The sequence below is a fragment of the Pseudomonas sp. PvP089 genome (assembly GCF_017875165.1).
GTDB lineage: Bacteria > Pseudomonadota > Gammaproteobacteria > Pseudomonadales > Pseudomonadaceae > Aquipseudomonas > Aquipseudomonas fortuita.
On the sequence record NZ_JAGGME010000001.1, the window covers coordinates 4324731 to 4343705 of the forward strand.

General features: G+C 59.6%; 14 protein-coding genes. All 14 read right to left on the reverse strand.

Going from position 1 to position 18975, the window contains the following annotated elements:
• Nucleotides 1-10: 10 nt before the first annotated feature.
• Nucleotides 11-514: a hypothetical protein gene (locus J3A71_RS19745; protein ID WP_209953121.1), complete on the reverse strand. Its 504-nt coding sequence runs from the start codon at nucleotides 512-514 to the stop codon at nucleotides 11-13.
• Nucleotides 514-2154: a phage tail fiber protein gene (locus J3A71_RS19750; RefSeq protein ID WP_209953123.1), complete on the reverse strand. Its 1641-nt coding sequence runs from the start codon at nucleotides 2152-2154 to the stop codon at nucleotides 514-516. Before J3A71_RS19750 ends, J3A71_RS19745 begins: the two co-directional genes overlap by 1 nt.
• Nucleotides 2155-2217: 63 nt before the next feature.
• A complete protein-coding gene (locus tag J3A71_RS19755) occupies nucleotides 2218-6927 on the reverse strand; it encodes a lytic transglycosylase domain-containing protein (RefSeq protein ID WP_209953125.1) in 4710 nt (1569 codons plus the stop codon).
• A gap of 12 nt (nucleotides 6928-6939) precedes the next feature.
• Complete coding sequence (locus J3A71_RS19760) at nucleotides 6940-9129, reverse strand: hypothetical protein (protein ID WP_209953127.1); 2190 nt, start codon at nucleotides 9127-9129, stop codon at nucleotides 6940-6942.
• 9 nt (nucleotides 9130-9138) lie between these two features.
• Nucleotides 9139-9699: a hypothetical protein gene (locus J3A71_RS19765; protein WP_060518953.1), complete on the reverse strand. Its 561-nt coding sequence runs from the start codon at nucleotides 9697-9699 to the stop codon at nucleotides 9139-9141.
• Entirely contained in the window at nucleotides 9684-10178 is a 495-nt protein-coding gene (locus J3A71_RS19770; protein WP_155952726.1) for a hypothetical protein, read from the reverse strand. Before J3A71_RS19770 ends, J3A71_RS19765 begins: the two co-directional genes overlap by 16 nt.
• Entirely contained in the window at nucleotides 10153-12498 is a 2346-nt protein-coding gene (locus J3A71_RS19775) for a hypothetical protein (RefSeq protein WP_182337317.1), read from the reverse strand. The genes J3A71_RS19770 and J3A71_RS19775 overlap by 26 nt, the downstream gene beginning before the upstream one ends.
• Nucleotides 12499-12501: 3 nt before the next feature.
• Complete coding sequence (locus J3A71_RS19780; RefSeq protein WP_060518957.1) at nucleotides 12502-13089, reverse strand: hypothetical protein; 588 nt, start codon at nucleotides 13087-13089, stop codon at nucleotides 12502-12504.
• Between the two features lie 61 nt (nucleotides 13090-13150).
• On the reverse strand, nucleotides 13151-14119 hold the full coding sequence (locus J3A71_RS19785) for a phage capsid protein (protein ID WP_009682613.1): 969 nt from the start codon (nucleotides 14117-14119) through the stop codon (nucleotides 13151-13153).
• A gap of 160 nt (nucleotides 14120-14279) precedes the next feature.
• Nucleotides 14280-14480, reverse strand: coding sequence for a hypothetical protein (locus J3A71_RS19790; protein ID WP_028692652.1), 201 nt, complete (start codon nucleotides 14478-14480; stop codon nucleotides 14280-14282).
• Nucleotides 14481-14494: 14 nt separating this feature from the next.
• Nucleotides 14495-14935 (reverse strand): DUF1353 domain-containing protein, encoded by a 441-nt coding sequence (locus J3A71_RS19795; RefSeq protein ID WP_209953129.1) that lies wholly within the window; start codon nucleotides 14933-14935, stop codon nucleotides 14495-14497.
• 27 nt (nucleotides 14936-14962) lie between these two features.
• Entirely contained in the window at nucleotides 14963-15742 is a 780-nt protein-coding gene (locus J3A71_RS19800) for a hypothetical protein (RefSeq protein ID WP_209953131.1), read from the reverse strand.
• A gap of 138 nt (nucleotides 15743-15880) precedes the next feature.
• Nucleotides 15881-17455: a portal protein gene (locus J3A71_RS19805; protein WP_209953137.1), complete on the reverse strand. Its 1575-nt coding sequence runs from the start codon at nucleotides 17453-17455 to the stop codon at nucleotides 15881-15883.
• Nucleotides 17456-17927: 472 nt separating this feature from the next.
• Complete coding sequence (locus J3A71_RS19810) at nucleotides 17928-18899, reverse strand: DUF4062 domain-containing protein (RefSeq protein WP_061203039.1); 972 nt, start codon at nucleotides 18897-18899, stop codon at nucleotides 17928-17930.
• Nucleotides 18900-18975 lie beyond the last annotated feature (76 nt).

Genomic DNA, 18975 nt, shown 5'->3' on the forward strand with positions numbered 1-18975 from the left:
GGCGAATCAATTAAGAGGTTGTGGTGGTCTGGACCCATAGGGCCGTTTGGGCTTCCCCGGAGAGCCTGAGCGCCTCCTGGAGTTCGGCCTTAGTGGCCTGGATGGTGCTGTTGTCCGCAAGTACCCAAGTGATGGTGTCGGTGTCGCCCAGGGCAACAATGGAGCGAGCCATGCGGTTCTGGCTGGCCTCATCGCCATTGAAGGTATTACCTGCGGTGGTGGTTACTGTGATGGCTGCAACGGCATCGGCGCGGCTCAGAACGAACTCCATCCGTGTGGTGGAGCTGGAGACCGCAAAGTCCCCTACGGTCCCGAAGTCCCCTGCTACTGCGCGGGTGAATAGCTCGCGCCCGTAGTCGTGAGTGTCATCCTGGCTGGCCGTGAATGGGGCCTTACCAATCCCCGTGAAGGTGACAGTGAGGGTCACGGCGGTTTTGTCAGCGTTGGCATAGGCCGGGCCCGAAGCCGTGGTGTACACCGCTGGAGTGGTGCTGGTGGTGCTGGTATCAGTCATTACGCTACTCGCAACATAACGGTGGCCTTGTAGCCGGAGGAAAGGTATCCACACACCATCCATGTGCCGGATGCCGTGACGGAAGATTGGTAGTTGTAGGAGCCGTAGTAGATGGCAGAGCCAGCCAGGAGCGTGCCTGGGGCGTAGTTGCCGTTCGCCCACATGAAGGCATAGGTGCCGACCGCGCCCACTGCGAGCTGGCCGGTGTACGCCCCCAAGTTGCCCGTATGGATGATTGGGTAAGACACGTCCCCCATGGACCAGCCACCGACTTTGAACACGTTGTCCGTGTCGATGCCCAGGTAGCAGGCGTACTGCCCATCGCGAATGAACGCCATGACGGCGGAGGCATAGTCGTTGGAGCCGTTACCGATGGTGAGTGCGTTGGCTGCACCACTGGAGGTGATGTTGGCGATGGCGGGCGGGCTGGCTGATGCAAAGCGCATCCCCGTTGTGTCTTGCGTCTCTCCTGCCTTGAGGTAGTCAGCGATAGCGAAGTGAGCGCTGTTGTACACCGTGAGCCAGCCGGACCAGGTAGTTGCTGCCGTGGCGTAACGGAAGAAGCGCTCAGTGCCTGAGGAGAACTCCTGGCAGATTGCGGTCAGCGCCGATGAGTCCTTCCACTGCGCATGATTCACTAGGACGCCGTAGGTAGGGTCGCCTAGACCTGGGATAGCTAACCCTGCTGGCCCCCCGGAGATGAACCCCACCTGGGTGCCTGTGCCGTACAAGTCCGCTGGGGTTGCAGCCGCCATCGTGGTGCTTCGGAAGTCCACAACGGCCCCCAGGCCATGCGCCAGGTGGGACGGGAAGTATTCCAGCCCTGTTTCCGTGGAGTTCTGCCGAAGAGCCTGGAGCGCCTCCCCCGTTGCGGCAGGCAGCTTCAAGCTCGCAGCGTAACCGGCTGCCTGCTGCTCAGACGTTGCGGCATTGGTCTCGCTGGTTTTCGCAGAGGCCTGAGAGGCGGCACTGGCTGTCTCCGATGCCGAAGCTGCGGCTGCCGAGTTCGCGGCGTTGGTTTCGCTCGTTTTGGCAGCCGTTTGGGAAGCTGAGGTTGCGGCTTCTGCGGCCTGAGTGATGGTGTTGAGATCGTTCACAGCAGTCGTGTGAATCGCCTCCAGGTCACTGTTGGCGGCTGTACGGATAGCAGTGGTCTTGTCGATGGAGTCCTGCTCAATCGCAAGCATGGTGTTCTTGAAGTTGACGTTCATGTAGTTGAGCGTCATCAGGTCTTGCGCATCTACAGGGTCTGCGAAGTCAGTGCCACGGACACCTTGCCCATCCCATACGCCATCAGCGGTCAGGTGGATGCTAGCCTGGGTGCCGTCATACGCCTCCTGGGCGCAGTACAGGTTGTACGTGACCATCAGATCCAGGTCGGCTTCCAGGAGCGTGGAGCCATCCTGGAAAGAAACAATGGCGGAATCCTTGGGAGTGATCCGGCGAATCTCGACCACGCCACCAGCGACAGGCGCGGAGGCGATCTTGATGGTGTACGAATCTACCCAAGTGAAGTCCGTGACCACTGTGTCCACGGACACCTGGATATGGGCGGTGTCCAGGTAGGGGAAGTTGAAGGGGAAGTTTGTGGTTGCTCCGTCCGCTTTCAACTGGACGTAGCTGTAGGGTGTGTAAGCCAAATAGAGGGTTCCAAAAAAAAGAAAACCCCAGCCGAAGCCGGGGTTCCCGTTGAGGTGGTTATGTCAGTGCTGCTTCGAGCCGGTTGGGTAGTCGTTGGCGATCATGTTCAACATGGTGCTAACGGGCGCTACGTTGTTCAGCGGCAGGAGGCGAGCCCAGTTCTTGATGTCCGAAGCGGACGTTTGGGAGTCATCAGAGAGCCCGTTCTTGACGAGCTTCTTCATGGAGATGAGGCCGTTGATGGCCTGATAGGTTGGGTTGGAAACAAAGCTGGACAGGTCGCTGGTGGTCCGCATCCCCGAGAACAGCGGGTACGGAGACACCGTGTCATAGAGGTTTGGCAGAAGAGAAGCCTGAGAAATTTTGCCGAAGCTGTTGGCCACAATCTGGCCGGGGGCCATACGCTGGTCCAGGAACTTCTGGCGGTTCTCCTCATTCATCCCCATGGAATCCAGCATGGTTCGGCCCATGTAGGTCAGGCTCGCCAGGAATCCCCCGTGCAGGACAGTGGACAACGTGGCCCAGTCCCGGTGGTTCGCGGCGAAGAGCATGGACTTGTTCCAGCCGTGCATGGTGAAGGCCATGAACTGGAACATGGCTTTTCCTAGTGTGGTCCCCATGAGTGGAATCATGGAACTAAGGTCGTTCTCCTGGATGACACGGCGAGACTCACGGTGCATCGCAGTCATGAACCTGGAGTAGTTCTCAGGGGAGTCCTTAACCCAGGCCCCGAAGTCCAGCTTATGGGACGGCCCGAAGGCACCATTCCGGGGAGTGCTGTACTTCTTGAGGTCCGCCAGAACGCCGTTCGCTTGTTCTCTGCTCATCCCCATCCAGGCCAGTCGGTCATCGGTGAGGAGCTTGGACGCCGCACCATTGGCGTGATTGACCCAGTGATTCACCAGGGCGATAGCGTGGATGCGCTTCTGCTGGATCATGAGCGGTGTCATGCCGGTGCAGTCCAGGACGCCTTTGGCGACCTTGCGTAGCCCGTTGTCCACGGCATCCAGCTTGCGGTTGAACGCGGTGTCACCGTTATGGCGAACCCAATCGTCCTTGGCGCTGAAATTCAGGCGGGCCACGTAGTCAGCCCCGGCACCTCCGATTGTGTTCTCCAGGTGGTCCAGGAGGTCATCCGGGGCTTTGCCAATGGCGATGTCACGGCGCAGTGCTCGGAGAGTGGGCACGGCCTGAAGCGTGGCCTTCCATCCCATGGACCCAGTGATCTGCGACAGTTCGGAGACTTGGTTCCATACCGCCCCGCCCATGAGGCGGATGACGTTGAAGTTACGCCACATTTCCAGGCTCTTGTTGAGCGTGGAGAACTCCTCCATCGGGAGGCCCTGGATGCGATCGAAGGCGAACTTCAAGTCCTTTCGCATACCGGCCACGTTCGCGCCTGGGCGCATCCCTTCCCCGAACTTGTTCTCCGTGGCGGCCATGATGGCCTTTTCGATGTCCTGCCCCTTGTACACGTCCAGGTGCTTTGCAAGGGCCACGCTCCCTGCCATACGGCGCAGGTACGGCTCCACTACTTCGAAGGCGTTGGTGTGGATGAAATCGTTGAGAGAAACAGCGCTCTTCGTCCCATCGGCACCTGTCCAGGTCTCGGTGTGCAGCTCGTTCACGGAGTTCCGGTTCTTGAGGCTTGCGGCAGTACGCCCCGCATCAGTCCCCTTCGTGGGCAGCATATCGTCCATGACCCGGACGGCCTCCTCTTCGGAGTAACCGCCATTGAGCATCAGCGAGTGCTTCAAGGCTTCCCGGTCGGTGCCCATCATCATGGAACCCATCGCGTCCTGCGTGCGGTTCGCATGGGCCTCTTCGACAGTCCGAACGTACCACTTCGCCCAGCGGTTGGCGGCCTCATCCGAGATGCCCTCACGGGCTCCCTGATACGCCCTAGCCCACCATCCGGTGACAGCTTCGTGGCCCCAGGTGTTGACCATGGAGTTCCACTTGTTCACGTCATGCTTTCGCGGGAGGTAGTTCGGGTTCTTTTCCAGGGTGCCGACCACGGAGGTAGCGCCCGTGTCGGAGTCACGGATTTCCGTTTCAGTCAGGCCCAGCTTGATCCGCCCTTCATCCTTGAGCGGGTTGTTGATGTAGTCCGCCACATGGTCCAGGGTCTTTCGGACGGTCTCACCAGCACGCACTACCTCATCAGGGAAGTCAGCATCCCGGCCCCGGATGAAGTCCGACACCAGGCTACCGAAGTGGTCAAATGCCTCAGCCTTCTGGTGCCACTTGAAGCCGTTGGCCTGGAACCACTTCTGGAACTGCGGGAGCGAGGCTTTCTTCATCTGCGTGGCCCAGCCTTCTGCCCACTTCGTGGTGTCGTCCCAGGCATTGGGCCCGACCACGGAATGGTCCTTGTAGCCAATGGACGTGCCGAAGAGCTTGGCGGCCAGCGCACGGACTGCGGTTGGAGAGTCAGCTTTGCCAAGCTTGTTTTCCAGGCCGAGGCCCCAGCCGAACACTTCGGGGATGTGCGCAGCCTTCGCGGCCTGAGCATCCACGCTGCCTTCCAATGCGGGACTGCGCACCGTCCTGGACACGCCTCCTGGGCGGGTAAGTGGGTTCGCCAGCTCCACCAGGCGGGACAGGGCGTTGTGTTCGTTTTTGCCGATTCCTAGCAACTTTCGAAGGCCACCGACAAAACGGTCCCACAAGGAAGCATCGGGCTTGCCTGGAAGGGCCTTCCCCTTGAGCCACTGCTGGAACCGGGCATTAGTCAGTCCGTAGGCGATCATCTCCTTGGGGTTGTCCAGGTTAATCCCCAGGCGACCCTCCAGAGCGCTCTTCCAGTGTTCCCCGAACTCACTCTGCGCAGCCTTGAGCATCGAGTCGTGCAGCGTGCTGAGGTCCGTAGTGGCCTTGCTGATCTGCGGGTCCGTGGACATCAGGCGGTCGCTGGTGGCGTGCATCTTGTACACGGTGGCTGCGTGGACCAGCTCATGCACGAAGGTTTCTTCATTCAGGCCGGACAGGTCCGACAGACGCCCGGTGGGGCTCATGTAGGAATGGCCCCGGAGGAACATTTGAATGCCATCCCCGGTGGACTGGTGCGGGGTAAGAACCGCGCCCTTAGCAGTTTTAATTACCGCGTCCATCGCCGCATTGCCAAACTTCTGGCCCTGTTCGATGACCTTGAAGTTCATCTTGCGGAGGTCCACAGCCTTGAGGACACGGTTCAGCACTTTGACCGTCTCGGGGTTCTTTGAGTACGCCCGGACGTAATCGGCCAACTGGCTCACGCGGTTGACGCCACTGGGGAGGATCAGGTTGTCATCCCGGCCGCCACTGGCTTCGTAGCGGGGGGTGTCCCACTCTTCGCTCCAAGGCTGCTTGCGCCCAGGTGTACCCACTGATGGTTCCTGCGGCTCATCCCGTGGTTCACCCGCTGCCGGTGGTTCCTCTGGTGCCCGTGGCTCCTCGGGCGGCAAGTCCACGGTCTTGGGTTCCTCCCCCGGCGAATGGATGCGGGCGGAACCTCCGTCCTCCGTCCGCCAGATAATGGCGTTGCCAGGGGTGTTCTTCGTGTCCACGTCCTGGCCGAACCTGCGGAGAAACTCAGGCTGGCTCAGCGCGCCTTCACCGGGGCGCATGAGGCCCGCATCGGTAAGCTCCCTGATTTGCGCCTTGCCGGACTCCTGGCGACCCCACTGGGCCAGGCGGGCGTTTTCCTCAGCCAGCGGCCCCTCTACGCGAGCGAGGCTACCGCCAATGGCCCCGAGGCCCAGGCCCATCGCAGCGGAGATGTACAAGTCGTCATCCGTGCGGAGCGGGTTGTATCGGTTCATCAGCGCGTCATAGCCCACGTTGGTCCCAGCCCCGACCACGCCCATGCGGACTGCGTTGGCAATCCGTGAGCCAGCCGTGAGTAAGCCTTCGCCGCCCATACCGGGGACAAATCCGATGAGCGTGGGCAAATCCACCAGCCCGCCGACTAAACGGCCCCCAAGGCCTGCGACTCCCATTTCAGACAGCTTCTGCTCATCCTGCATGGACTGCTGCATACGGGAGCGCCGGAAGTCAGCATCGGAGTCACTTGTGGCCTGGAGGATGTAGTCCCAGTTCTTCTCGGGAATGCCCTCCAGGTACTTGCCAGCCTTGTAGTTGTCCCAGGAGAAATTCCAGTCCGTCGATTGGGTGCCCCTTTCCCGCCACCAGTTCACCACGGAGTTGTCCGAGGCGAAGCCCAGGGCCAGAGCTTGGGGGATATTCTCTACGTTGTTGATGAGCCCCCCGTTCTCTGCCCGCTGCTGGGCCTGCATCTGCACCAGGTCCGAGGCGGAAGCGCTCTGATCCGGGTTGACTGAATCGCCGGAGATGAAAGCGGAGGACAGGGGGTCAGGCTTTCCCGAGGGGGTCTGCCCTGCTGCGGGGGTGGTGCCGTTGAACTTGCTCAGGTAGTCCCGTGTTTCCGGCCAGGGACTCCCAGCGGCCAGCGCCTTGGCAGCCCGAGGGCCGCCGTTGTAGTCGGCCAGGGCCATATCAATGTTGCCGTTGTACTTAGCCAGGCTGTCCCGCATGTAGCGCCCAGCGGCATCAGCGGCCTGGGTGTAGTCGTGGGGGTCAGTGACGCCGTATGCCTTTTGAGTGGCGGGCATCAGTTGGAACGGACCTTCGGCGCCCTTGCCGCTTTCGGCATCGAGGTTGAACGATGATTCCTCACCGCTCATTTTGAACAGCGTCCCTTGAGGGAGGCCATATTGTTGCTCGGTCGAATCAGTGATTTTCCGGGCATCTTCCAGAGAAATTTGAGTCATTACTTACCTTTGTTATTGGAGATACTGCGGGTCAATAGGATTCAGCGCACGCTGCACTTCGGCGGCATGTTCTGCATTAGCTGCGGCTGTCTTGGCCTTGAGGTCTGCGGCGTAGGTGTTGCCAATCCACTTCTCAACCTGTTGGCGGGAGTAGTTGAGGACTTGGTGATTCACGCCTGTGAGGGGCACTCCCCCGGTCCACATGGTGTAACCGCCTCGGTCATTGGGCTCCATGCGGATGTTCCCCTTGCCGATGTCTTGCTCATCCGCGATCTTCCCTGGCACCTCGTCAATGAAGCGCTCGACCCACTTCCCCCGGTCTTCTCCCTTGGGGACTTGAGGCAGGTCTTTATTCAGGTACAGGGTGTTGTTGATGTTCGTGGAGACATTTGGGTCTTGCAGGTACTGCACGGTGGCCTTCACTGCGCTGGCCGCATCGGGCACCTGGCCGGACTTGAGGAGGAGTTCCGACCTTCGCCGGATGTCCGCTTGGACTGCCGTGAGGTTCGTCTGGTCATTGCCCCAAAGCCCCTCAGCCCAGTGGACGGAGCGAGATAGGAAGCCGGGGTTCACCACGTCATTCACAGCGCTCGCTACGTTGGCCTTCATGGCCCCCATATCGGCCTCGGTGACACCGGAGTTCCCGCCCTGATAGACCAGGGATGCCGCTGAGTTGGCATCGGGGAATCCGCCCTTCTCCATCAAGAACTGGATGTCGGAGAGCTTCTGGTATGCCCCACCGGCAAGCTGTTGGGCGTATGCGGGGTTCACCGCGTTGATGTGGTTGAAGGTGTCGATTGCGCCCTGGCCCTGCTGGTTAAGCTGGCCCTGCTGCTTCCCGTCCGGGGTCCAGCCGAGGGACGCCAGGTTGGTGAGACCCGACTGGAGAATGCTCTTCCACTGCGGGTTATCCACCTTGTTCGTGGAGTAGAACTGCACCTGCTTGTCGAACGGCATCTGCTCCTGCTGGACACGGTTTGCCATGTACTGCTGGGCGTACTGCTCAGTCTCGAAAGCCTTCATCTTGCCTTCGGGGCTCATCACCTGCTGGGGCTGGAGGTACGCCAGGTTGCCTTGGTCGATGGCTACCCGCGTGGATTGCTGGGCGTTCGCCATGGACTGCTGGGCGGTGGACAGAAGCTGGAAGCGGTTGATGTTGTTCTGCCGCTGATTCAACTGGGACTGGCTATGCTTGATGACAGCGTTCCAGGTGCTGGCTGTGACCCACCGTTCGTTCTTCTGCGCCCAGTCATTGAAGCCCTTCTGGTCCAGTTCACCGGCATCCGCTTGGGTCAGGAACGGGCGAATCTCATCATCCACACGCTTGCGCTGGTTCTGGTCATCCATGCTCTGCGCGTGGAGGCTCACTTCGGCAGCGGTGGTGCCGCCCAGTGTGGACGCCACAGTGGCACCGGATGACAGCTTCTGAGCCAGGAGCGCGTCCACCAGGGACTTGTTTCCGGTCTGCGCGATCTGGACCAGCGTGTTGTTCAAGGTGGTCTTGCGGGCATCGTCCCGGAGTAGCGAGGTGGACGACAGAAGGTTGAAGCGACTGGCGATGGCCTGGGCGGCTTGGTCAGTAGTGCCGTTGAACTGGTTCCCAGTGACATCCCCGACCACGTTCATGAGGTTGTCGCTGGACTGCTGGATGCCCTCAGTGATGGCCTTGGCGTTCATCGTCCGTGCGTTCGTGTCGAACACGTTCATGCGGAAGGCGTTATAGCCCTTGTCGAAGCCCGCAACGGCAAACTGGTTCTGCCCCTCAAGTGCCTCATTGCGGCTCTTCGTGAGGTACTCGTCCACCTGCTGCGGGTCGGTGAACTGGAGTTCGCCAGTCTGGATTTTCGACATGGTGTCCCGCTCCATGCCTTGCATCAGGTTCTCACCGTAGATGTGCTGGAGCGTGCCCTGGAAGGCTGGGGACTGGGAGGCCAGGATAGAGCCGTCTTTGATCTTCTGGCCCAGCTCGCCCACGGTCATGGAGTCGGCTGTGTCCTGGGCCTTCTGCCGCTCCTGTTGGTCCTCAGCGGAGCCGAACTGCTGGAGCGCCTGGGGGATCGCTGAGGAGCCCAGTGCCTGGGCCAATTGGTTCGCCTTCAATCCAGCCGTGTCATCCAGGTGCGCCCGGACTGGCTGGAAGGCGATTGGGTTTACTTGTTCCATGCCCTGGACGCCAGGGTCATAGTTCACTTGTCCACGCATGGGGCCTCCTTAGGAGCCATTAGGGGTGACGGTGGTTGAGCCGGAGTTGGCCCGGAGTTGGGTGCTGTAGGCCCCGAGAGCGCTGGAGCCGAGGCGGCTGGCCGCTTCCAGGTAGTTCGGGGAGTCCACAGAGCGGAGGGAGTTGAGCGCGCTTTGGGTGCCGTAGTAGTTGTTCTGTAGCTGGGTGTTGTTGTTCGCTACGGTCGTGCTGTAGTTCTGCTCTACGGATTGGTTGTAGTTGTCGCGCTGAGCCGAGAGGTCGGCCAGGAGCGCATCCACGGAGTTGCCCTCTACGCCCGCTTCACTCGCCTGGGCGCGCGCGGTGGACATAGCCGCTCGGGCCTTGAGGTTGTTCTGGTATTCCTGCTGAGAGGCAGACTGGCGGGCTTGCTCGTTCGCATACCCGGTCTGCGCTTGGTTGTCCTGAAACGCCTTCAAGTCGTTCTCAGACTGCTGCTCTTCATAGGCTGCGGTCGATTTCGCTTGCTGGTTCTGCTGGACCACGGACGCGGTGGTGCCAGCCGCTGCGATGGCCGTTGCGGCCCACGCTGCTGCTACGATGGTACACATGGGAATTGGACCTTCTGGAATTCCTGGAAGGCTTCGCCATCGGGGCCGAAGGGTTCCGGGTCGCAGAACTCAAAGCCCAGCCAGCGGAGCCACAGGAGATGAACAGGGTTGCCCGTCCACGCCCGGTTCATGAGGACCGGACGGAGTTCGTGCATTTGGTTGATGTAGTCCCGGCAGTGAGCCAGGAATGTCTTGCGGGCTTGCGGAAGCTCAGGGGAAGCGAGCATCCAGGGAGCGCCGACCATATCTGTCAGCGGAGCCACACCGAAGATGGCGACCACACGCCCATGAACCAGGAAGGTCCAAGTGCGCAGGGAATCCATCTGCCCAAGGAGCAATGCTTCCAGGGGTTGCAGGCGGGAGGACTTCCAGATTTCGTCCCGGTCCTCCTCCCGCATGTTGGCGGCCAACTCATGGCAGTGTGTCGGTGTCGTCTCAAGTACCCACGCGACCTCAGACAGCCTGGCTGCGTTTGACAAAGAAGCCCTCCCAGTCCGCGCTCAGGAAGGCCGAAGGCATCGGAGAGTCGTTCTGAATAACGATGGTGGCATCCGTGTTCTGCGTCATGATGGGGAACGTGAACTTGCCGGTGCTTAGCTCTGCCTGTCCTAATGTGGCGCTTGGGGTGCCCAGTACCTTGCCCGAGTAGGTATAGGTGTAAGTGTCCCGGTAACGTGGCGTCACCTTCACCTGGAAGTACCCGGTGCTGGCAAAGTTCACGGACGCCTTGCGAAGCTGGAGGCGGCCTTCGGTGTCGCTCTTGGTGCCCCCGCCTGCGCTTTGGGTCTTCACGGTGATGGTGCTTAGCTGGAAGCTGAACACGTACCGCCGACCGACGATAAGGTCCGAGGAGGTGTAATTCCCCTTCACCTTCGCTGTTGTCCCATCCCACACAATTTCAGCGACCACGCCAGGCTTGAGTGTCTGCCCGGTGGCGGTCACGGCCATGTACGTGCCGTCATCCATAGCCCACGAATGCGGGATGGTGGTGTAGCCATCCGCGTAACTCAGGGTGTCTTTCGTGACGTATTGCTTTCGGTCCAGGTGAACCAGGTACGGCTCATTGGTGCCCAGGCTGTCCGTGGCTACAGTGAGTTTTTCGAAGTACAAGCCATCGGCGCGGTTGATCGCCAGGAACACTTCGGAGTCCAGGAACTCCGCGCTCAGGATGGTATCGGTGTCCGGGAAGGTCCACTTGCTCCAGGAGCTTTGCACCTTCGTGTCACCGTCCCAGTAGAACTTGTACACGTAGATCGAATGGCGGTCCCCGGTAGTGAGGACGCACAACATATCCTCAGAACTGGATGAGGCGATCTTGAACACGCCCGAAGGGATGTACTGGGGAACATGCGAAGCCACGTCCGTGGAGTCGTTGGAGACATCGTTGGTGTCCGTGAAGTATTCCCGGATGGCCGTCCAGTTCTCCCGGTCAGAGGCGAAGTACACGTTCTTGCCCACGGATTGAGGAGTGGTCAAGGCGTTGCACACGAACTCCGTGGACGGCTTGATGGAGATGGTTTTGGGCGTGAGGGTGTCCCCGTTGTCGATCAGGAATTGGACCTCATCGGAGAACAGCAGGAGTTGCTTGTTGAACGACACCGCGTGCTTGAGGATCGCGACTTTGGTGTACGTGCTGGACACGTCGATAGGATCGCTGTCCAGAAGCTCCGTCACAGTGGTGCGGTAGAAGTTCCAGTATTTCCCCGACTCCGAGAAAATCACGGCCTCATCGGCTAGGAATCCCAGGCGGTTCCGGTAGAAGACAACATCGTTGATTGTCCGGCCCACAAAGGACGGGTCTTCGTTGGTGTCCGCATCGCCTGCCACTCTGTCCGTCCAGGTGGCTGCCTGGAAGGTGAAGGTGCCGTCCGCGTTACGGACCAGCGTGTGCGGCATGGTTGAGCCGTCCAGGCCCAGTGCCACGCCAGGGCCGACACACTCACGCCACACGCCAGTGCTGTCAGTACCGACATCGTAGTAGACGTAGTAGTCGTCCGAAGAATCGCCAGGGTCGCCGGTAATTTCGAACAGGCAGCCACCGGCCTGGGTGCAGTTGGAAGGCAGCGTGGAGAACGACTGGACTACCTTCTTGTACGCCTTCATGGCGTTGTTGTTGAAACCATCGTAACAGTCGATGGTGAAGTCCGCGGTGCTGGTGATGTACAGACAGGAGCCCGCCCGCACGCATGTGAAGCCCGCGCTTTGGATGCCCGCCACCAGCTCCGTGGCGATGTAGTCCGTGGAGGCCAGGGAGGTTTTCGTGGCATCGGACCCATCTGGGGTCGCGTATGTAGCAACGGTCACGCCGTTGAGGATGACCCCGTAGGTGCGCCCGTAGTTACCCTGGATGACACTGATGAGTGCCTCGGGCCCACGGGTGGCACTCACGGCTGCACGGTTCGCCACGGTGATGGCCTTGTTCACGATGAAGGTGTAGTCCGCCACGGTGATCGCGGTGAAGTCGCTTGCCGGGTCGCTTGCGGCTAGGTAGCCGGTTCCATCCGGGAAAGACACCGTGCGCTCAGTGCCGTCTACGGCAAATACACGGAGTCCGCCGTTGGTGATCGCCACTTGGTAGCGCTCGCTCGCATCGCGGTTGATGGTGTGGACGAATGCCGACTCCAATGGGGAGGCTGTCACTCGGGCCAGGTGGGTGGTTGGGGGGCGCTTCATCAGTCCCTCAGAGACGGTCGAGATGCCGTTCTCTTGGGCGTCCAGTTGGGAGGACAGACGGAGGGTGAATGGTTGCTGTGAGACGCCGTTAACGAAGTTCGGGATGGAGGATGAGATTAAGGACATAGGCTATCGGTCAAGTACCCGCATGACGGAGTAGTTGCCGGTCAGCACGTTGTAGCCCCCGGTCTCCGAGTCGTACTTGCGAATGGCGACCAGGGCCCGCGTTTCGTCCTTCTCGGTGAAGCCGTTGAGGACATCGGAGCCCACATTCCGCTGCTGGAACACTCGGGCGGCCCGGACGGTGATGTAGTGCCGCACCGATTGTGGAAGTTCGGAGAAGTCCAGGAGAACGATCATGTCCACGGTGATCGAGGAGCCGAACTCATACGTGTGGTTCTGGCGGTCGTAAATGCGCGTGCCCCGGAGAGTGATGTCCAGGGTGGCGCTCTTGCCGCTAGGTGTGACCTCCAGGCAGTTGCCGGGGACGGTGATGTACTTCGTGAGGAGAGCCGGAGTCAGCTTGTAGTTGCGCTCAGTGTTGAACTGCCATCCAGGCGATTGCACGTCGATGGTGACTTCGCGGAGGACTGAGCGGGCGATGGCGGCATCCGCTACGGGAAGGCCATCATCCAGGGAGTTGACTGGCGACTCGCCAATGGTATTGAGCATGATGTTTACGGCATCTAGCTCGGTCGTTTGGGCGAGTGTCTTCATTTTCTAGGCACGAAAAAAAAGCCCCACACAAGGAAGTCCTTGAGTGAGGCTAGGTTGGTGGTTAGGCGGTTTTCAGCTCTACAGCGGCTGCTGGGCGGAGGATGCCGTGGCCCATGGCGTACTTGGCGACCATGAGGGTGCCTTGACGGCGGATGTCGTAGTCCGACTCCATCGCCAGGTCCATCAGCTTGACGGTGCCGACAGCGGCCTTGTGCATGACCAGGGCTGCGGTGCTGGTGGCATCTACAGCGTACTTGTCGCTGGTGCCTGCGGTCAGCGCGGTGCCGCCATTCGCAACGGTGGCGATGTTGGAACCGAACGGAGCGTGGACAGCTTTCACCAGGTTGATGCCCGCCACTTGTGGCAGTTCGCCCTTGGCATAGCTGCCTTGGCCGCCCCACAGGGAGTTCATCAGTTTGGTGTTCTGAGCCAGCATGTAGTACGCCGCTGGGGTCAGGTAGGCGTAACGCTCATCAGCCGGGATGAATTTCTCATCCAGCTTCTGCGCGGCTGCGAACAGTGCAGCTACCAGGGCTTCGCCAGTGGTATCGGTCAGCAGCGCGGAGTCAGTTACCGAACCGCCACCAGCTTCGGTCGAGACCGGGGCCGATGCGCGGGCAGCCAGGACGCCCAGTTGCAGGATGTGCTTATCGTAGGTGTACGACAGAGCGCGGCCCATCTCAGTCGAGTACGGACCACGGACATCGTAGTGGTTCATGGCTTCGTCGATGGAAGCGATGAAGGCGTGCGAGATGAGCAAGTCGTCGATGGTGATAACTTGCTCGTTCGCAGGAACGCTCAGGCCAGCAATCTCAGCGCCCGGAGTGTGGTACTGGGCCGAGATTTTGCCCAGGATTGGGAACTGGGCAGACTTGCCGCTGGTAATGGTGCGGACCAGGTGCTTGTCAGCGGTGACGCACGACTCCTGAAAGGCAGTCAGGACTTCGCCCGAGAACACTTTCAGGAACAGCGCTTTGGCATCGCCAGTCAGGTTCGCTTGGCCCAGGCGGGAAACAGTTGCATCAGACATTGAGGGGTGAATCCTTGAGAAAAAGTCGATGGAGCGAGCCGGGATGAATCCCGTGGCCCGCGTTGCCACCGCGCAGGGGCGCAGTGCGGCTGGACTTTTCTGTTGCTTCTCAAGGTGCTGAGGCGGCCCGTATTAACGGCTACGGGCCAGGCCGGGTTGATCAGTTGTCAGCGACAACGGCACCGGATGCAGCGGAGGCGCTGGTGGCGCTCGCCAGGGTCGAAACAGCGGCAGATGCCACCGCCTGGATTGCATCAGCCTTGGTCACAGTGCCGTCAGCGGCGACTTCGGAGACCAGGTTTGCCAGGACTTTTGCCAGGAACGACTCAGCGTCTACGGCTACGGTTTTCAGAAAGCTCATGGGGGTGTTTCCTTTTATTGGGGTGGGTTGGGTAGGTGGACCAGGCCGGACGGCTGGGTCACGTTTGCGGCCAATGCGTAAGCACGCACGGCCCCATAAATTACGGAGCGTTTCCACAGGGGAACTCCAAGGTCGGTCATGGCCTGGAGCAAGATCCGGTCGCATTCTTTTCGGGTGATGCGAATAGGCACGCCATCCAGTAGGACGGTGAGGGTCTCGCACAGGTAGTCATGGACGATTGCCGCCTGGCCGTATGTGCCCCATGGGGGAATCAGTGACCAGAACGGACGGGGTACAGAAGCTCCATCAGTGATGAAGCCAGCGGGGACATCCACGTACCGGCCAGTCCCTTCGGGACCGATCCAGTAGCGGAAAGGCGAAGATGCCCAGTAGTCCACGCCATCCACTTCCTCCATCCACTTGATGGAGAAGTGTTCGTCGGTGAAGCCGCTCATTGTTGTTTTTCTTATTGCGGCCAGGCGTCAGAAGACGTTGGAACGGAGGAGCTTGGCCTGGACTCGGGCACGGTATGCCGGGTCACTGCGGTAGCGCTTATCGCTCATCGCCTCAGTCACCTGGGAGGTGGATTCGAAGACATCGGCTGCGGCTGCTTTGCCACCGCCAATGAGGTTTGGCTCGCTGCCAATTGCAGAGCGGTACTGCGCGTTGAGGCCGTTCACGGCCAGCTTCGCTTGCTCCAGGCTGCCATTTACTGCGGTGTTGAAGGCTTCGATTTGAGCCGGTGCCAGATTGGCCTCGGCCCATGTGACCAGGCTTGCGTACGCATCGGCACCGCCAGCTTCGCCCTTGATTGCGGAGATGTGCTGGTCTGCCAGAGCCTGCTGGCCCGCCACATATTGGTCGACCACGCCACGCGGATAGCCCGCTTTTGCCAGGCGGTCGTAGCTTTCGGCACTCAGTGCGCCAGTTCGGTCGAACTCCTGGGAGAACTCATCCAGGTCCAAGCCTTTCGACTCCAGGGCCTTGCTCGCCTCATCCGGGGTGGCCGTAGAGGGTTCGGGCTCTGCGGTCGCTGCTGGAGTCTCGGGGGCAGGTGCCTTGAGGTCGGCGTAGGCTTTCGCCAATTGGTCCCAGGATTCGAAGCCTTCGGGCAAGCCCTCGGGGCGCTCTACGGTTTCAGCAGGGGTCGTGATGTTGTCGCCTACCGGGCCAGCATTGGCCTTGTCGATGGCGGCAATCATTGCCTCATCATGCCCTTCGGGGGCAGACGGGTTCGGGGATACGATTTCGATGCTTTCCATTAAAGGTCTTCGAGAACGCGGCCATTAGCGAACACGCGGTATCGCTTGGCCTGGGGGTTGATGTTGAATTGAACTTGCTCTGCGCCCTCACCGAAGTATTCGATAAGGGGCTCTGTTACTGCGCCCTCTTCGGGCTCTTTAGGTTTGCGCTTGGCTGCCATCGGGTTGGCCTTTCTCCATCATGCGACCAGCGGCCTGCACTGCCGGGGCTACGCCCGACTGCATTGCCTGCTGCATCTGTTGCTGTTGTTGTTCCTGCTGTACCTCTTGATCGGTCTTCACCAGGCCGTCTGTGTCGATCCCGAGGGCGGTGGCCCTGCGGGTCATGTAGTTGCCCCAGTTGATCCGGGAGGCGGCATCAGGAATCTGCATGATGGTGGAGATGAACTGGTCCAGTTTGGTCAGGTCATTGCCACGTCCAAGGGCCTCCATACCCGTCACAATGGTGGGGCTAACGGTGCCCTTGGGCAGTTCGGGGAGCTTCTTGCGGCGCTGCATCGAGAACATGATGCGGTTGACTAGCGGAAGCTGGAATTCTTGGCTGAGGATGGAGTAGACACCGCCCAAGGCGGCTTCCAATTCCCCGGCCATGTACCGGATTTCTTCGGCTGTCACACGCTCACCATTCCGCTGAATCGCGGAGTTCAGCATAAAGGCGAACTCAAGGCGCTCAGTGATGGTGTTGATGGTCTCCAGTGCCACACGGAAGTCACCGGACTTTTGAAGCTGGAGGGCCTGGACATCAGATGCCACGCCATCCACAAAGTCGCCGTTCGGCGCTTCGGCCAGCTCGCTGGAGCTAGTGACCCCGTTGGGGTTCACCAGGAACAGGACTTTCGCGGAGGCTGCGGAGCCTTCCACGATGGCCTGAGAGAGACCTTCCAGGGACTTGATGTCGCCCAGGTACTCTTCCACGTAGGAGCGGCCATAGTTCTCACCGTCGATCTTGACGAATCGAATCGGGAGCCAGGCGCACTTGTCTTTCGGGTACGTGCCTCGGGAGCCGGGAACAATCTGACCCTTGACCTCCTGATACACGTTCCAGGTCTCACCCTTGAGGGTGATGTGGGTGTAGATCGAGACGTTCTTGTTATGGTCTCGGGGGGTGTCGCCGGAGTCATCGCCAGGCTCGACTAATGACCGGGCCTCTTCTGGCAGTACCGCCAGGGAGACCTCCTCCTTGACCACGATGTCCAGGACGTTGCCCATTGGGTCACGCCGGACCACGTAGCGGTCAAGGGGGTAGAACTTCATGCCGCCCTGCTGGGGCAGGTACACAAGGCCGTTGCCGCCAACAATCAAATGCTTGAGCAACTCAAAACCAGTCACACGGATGGCGGTGGTTTCAATCTCGGTTTGCACCGCGCGCTCAATCTTCGCTAGACCCGCTTGAACATCAGCGTGCATCTGCGGATTGCTGGTCAGCTTCTCTTCGGTGAACTCGTCGATTTCCAGGCGGAAGAAGGGAGAGTTCGGCGGGAGCAAGGCCATGAGCAATTTTGCTCCGAGGTTGTTAACTCCTCGGGCGGCCACCGCTTGCCATGGGGTGTAGAACTTCGTGCCACTTGCGTGACCGGCAGGCGGGATCAGGGTGGGGATGCTGTATTTGGAACAGTCCCGCGCCCTCTGTAGGAAGGTCTCGCGATCTGGTTCGAGCTTGGCATAAAGACTTGCGGCAAGGCCCCGTTCGGGTTCTTGCTCGGTCTTCGCCATGGGGTCTCGTTATAGAGGGATGTTCAGCCCCGAAGAGCTACTCCCGGTGGATGCTTGGGTCAGGTCGATGCGGAGGGACTTGCGCCCATTCGCTGCAGACTGAGCCTGTTGGGTGTCGGTGCTTTCTGCGGTGTTGCTTGTCGCAGGCGCGGACTGCACCGTGGGTGCGGCTGGGGCAGGCGTTGGAGCCGCTACAGTCGTCTTTGGTGTGCTTGAGTGCGAACACATTATTGTGATTCCAGAACAGTAGTGTTTTGGATGTCGAAGCGGCTTCGCAGGAGTCGGATGACCTCTTGCTGTCCTTGGCGGATGTTCACTTCGTTGATGGTGGTGTGAGGGTCTACAGGCAGGACGTTGGGGAATCTCTTCTCCAGTTCCACCAGTAGCTCACGGGGAATGTTGGGGAATCTTTCCGTTTTCACGGCTCAGTAATCCTACTGTGGGCCCACGAATGGGCCCGCGTTTTTCGAAGCTAATCAGTCTTAACTCTCAGCTCAAACATGAGCGCTTCGCCTTTCGGAGTCAGGCGCCATACCGATGAATGGTTCGGATTATCGGGGACCTGGACCGAAACAAGCCCCAAGGCCCGCATCTGGATCGCGACAGTTTGAAAGTCTTGATCGTTTAGCGTGTTGCGTAACTTATTAATCCCTCTGCTTTCAATCACCCCCAAGTGAAGGTGAGTACGGATGGTGTCTTCATTCGTAGGCTTCATCAAATAGGGCGAGATCAAGAAGAAAACCTCACGCCACGTCAGATTAGCCGACCATTTCTGCCTAGCATTGTTTGACCAGTATGTACCGCGAATCGTCTGAACTGCATCGAGATCGGCTGGTGAAATTTTAGTCAAATCAATTGGTGCAGATGAAGGAACTGCCTTCTTTAATGCATCGTTCTCCTTACGGAGATCGTTAATTTCGCGCAAAAGATCTTCACTAGCGGCATTGGATCCTCGAATCCATCCTACTCGCGGGAATCGGGACATTGTCATCGCCATGCTGACAGCAACCTGCCCGGCCAGCTCGCTGCCAGTGTTCCAAAACTTCACTAGCCGCCCCGTTGAGGCACGGGCTCTAAACGCCTCTAGGCGCTCACGCATTTCAGGATCAAGTTCAGACTTAGACACTGGCAATGAACTTGCGCTTCCATGGAGCAAGGCAATGACAGGAATCCCTTGACTTATAGCGTAATCAAATTCTTTTTCTGTATAGCTGACACCCTCTTCGGTAACAGAACCGTAGCGACCACCAATAATCAGAAGGTAGTAATCGCTGTCATCTATTACTTTTTTTATGAATTCAAATTGTTCTTCATCCGTAGCGGGGAACAACTCCATCCCAGCAGGGATGCAATCCATCTGCATCAAAACCTGACTAACCTGTCCACGCTCTTCCTTCAAGTCGGTATAGGTTGAGCTAATAAAAACTTGATAACGCTTCTGCATGCCATCTCCCTTGAGGCAAGGTAAGGTGGCAATACGATAGCGCCCTGCTGCCTGCAAGTCGAGAAGGGTTAGCTCA

Bases quoted from the DNA above. Each gene is read 5' to 3' on its own strand.
- J3A71_RS19745 (WP_209953121.1), bottom strand. From the start codon at position 514: ATGACTGATACCAGCACCACCAGCACCACTCCAGCGGTGTACACCACG.
- J3A71_RS19755 (WP_209953125.1), bottom strand. From the start codon at position 6,927: ATGACTCAAATTTCTCTGGAAGATGCCCGGAAAATCACTGATTCGACC.
- J3A71_RS19760 (WP_209953127.1), bottom strand. From the start codon at position 9,129: ATGCGTGGACAAGTGAACTATGACCCTGGCGTCCAGGGCATGGAACAA.
- J3A71_RS19765 (WP_060518953.1), bottom strand. From the start codon at position 9,699: ATGTGTACCATCGTAGCAGCAGCGTGGGCCGCAACGGCCATCGCAGCG.
- J3A71_RS19775 (WP_182337317.1), bottom strand. From the start codon at position 12,498: ATGTCCTTAATCTCATCCTCCATCCCGAACTTCGTTAACGGCGTCTCA.
- J3A71_RS19780 (WP_060518957.1), bottom strand. From the start codon at position 13,089: ATGAAGACACTCGCCCAAACGACCGAGCTAGATGCCGTAAACATCATG.
- J3A71_RS19785 (WP_009682613.1), bottom strand. From the start codon at position 14,119: ATGTCTGATGCAACTGTTTCCCGCCTGGGCCAAGCGAACCTGACTGGC.
- J3A71_RS19790 (WP_028692652.1), bottom strand. From the start codon at position 14,480: ATGAGCTTTCTGAAAACCGTAGCCGTAGACGCTGAGTCGTTCCTGGCA.
- J3A71_RS19795 (WP_209953129.1), bottom strand. From the start codon at position 14,935: ATGAGCGGCTTCACCGACGAACACTTCTCCATCAAGTGGATGGAGGAA.
- J3A71_RS19800 (WP_209953131.1), bottom strand. From the start codon at position 15,742: ATGGAAAGCATCGAAATCGTATCCCCGAACCCGTCTGCCCCCGAAGGG.
- J3A71_RS19805 (WP_209953137.1), bottom strand. From the start codon at position 17,455: ATGGCGAAGACCGAGCAAGAACCCGAACGGGGCCTTGCCGCAAGTCTT.
- J3A71_RS19810 (WP_061203039.1), bottom strand. From the start codon at position 18,899: ATGCAGAAGCGTTATCAAGTTTTTATTAGCTCAACCTATACCGACTTG.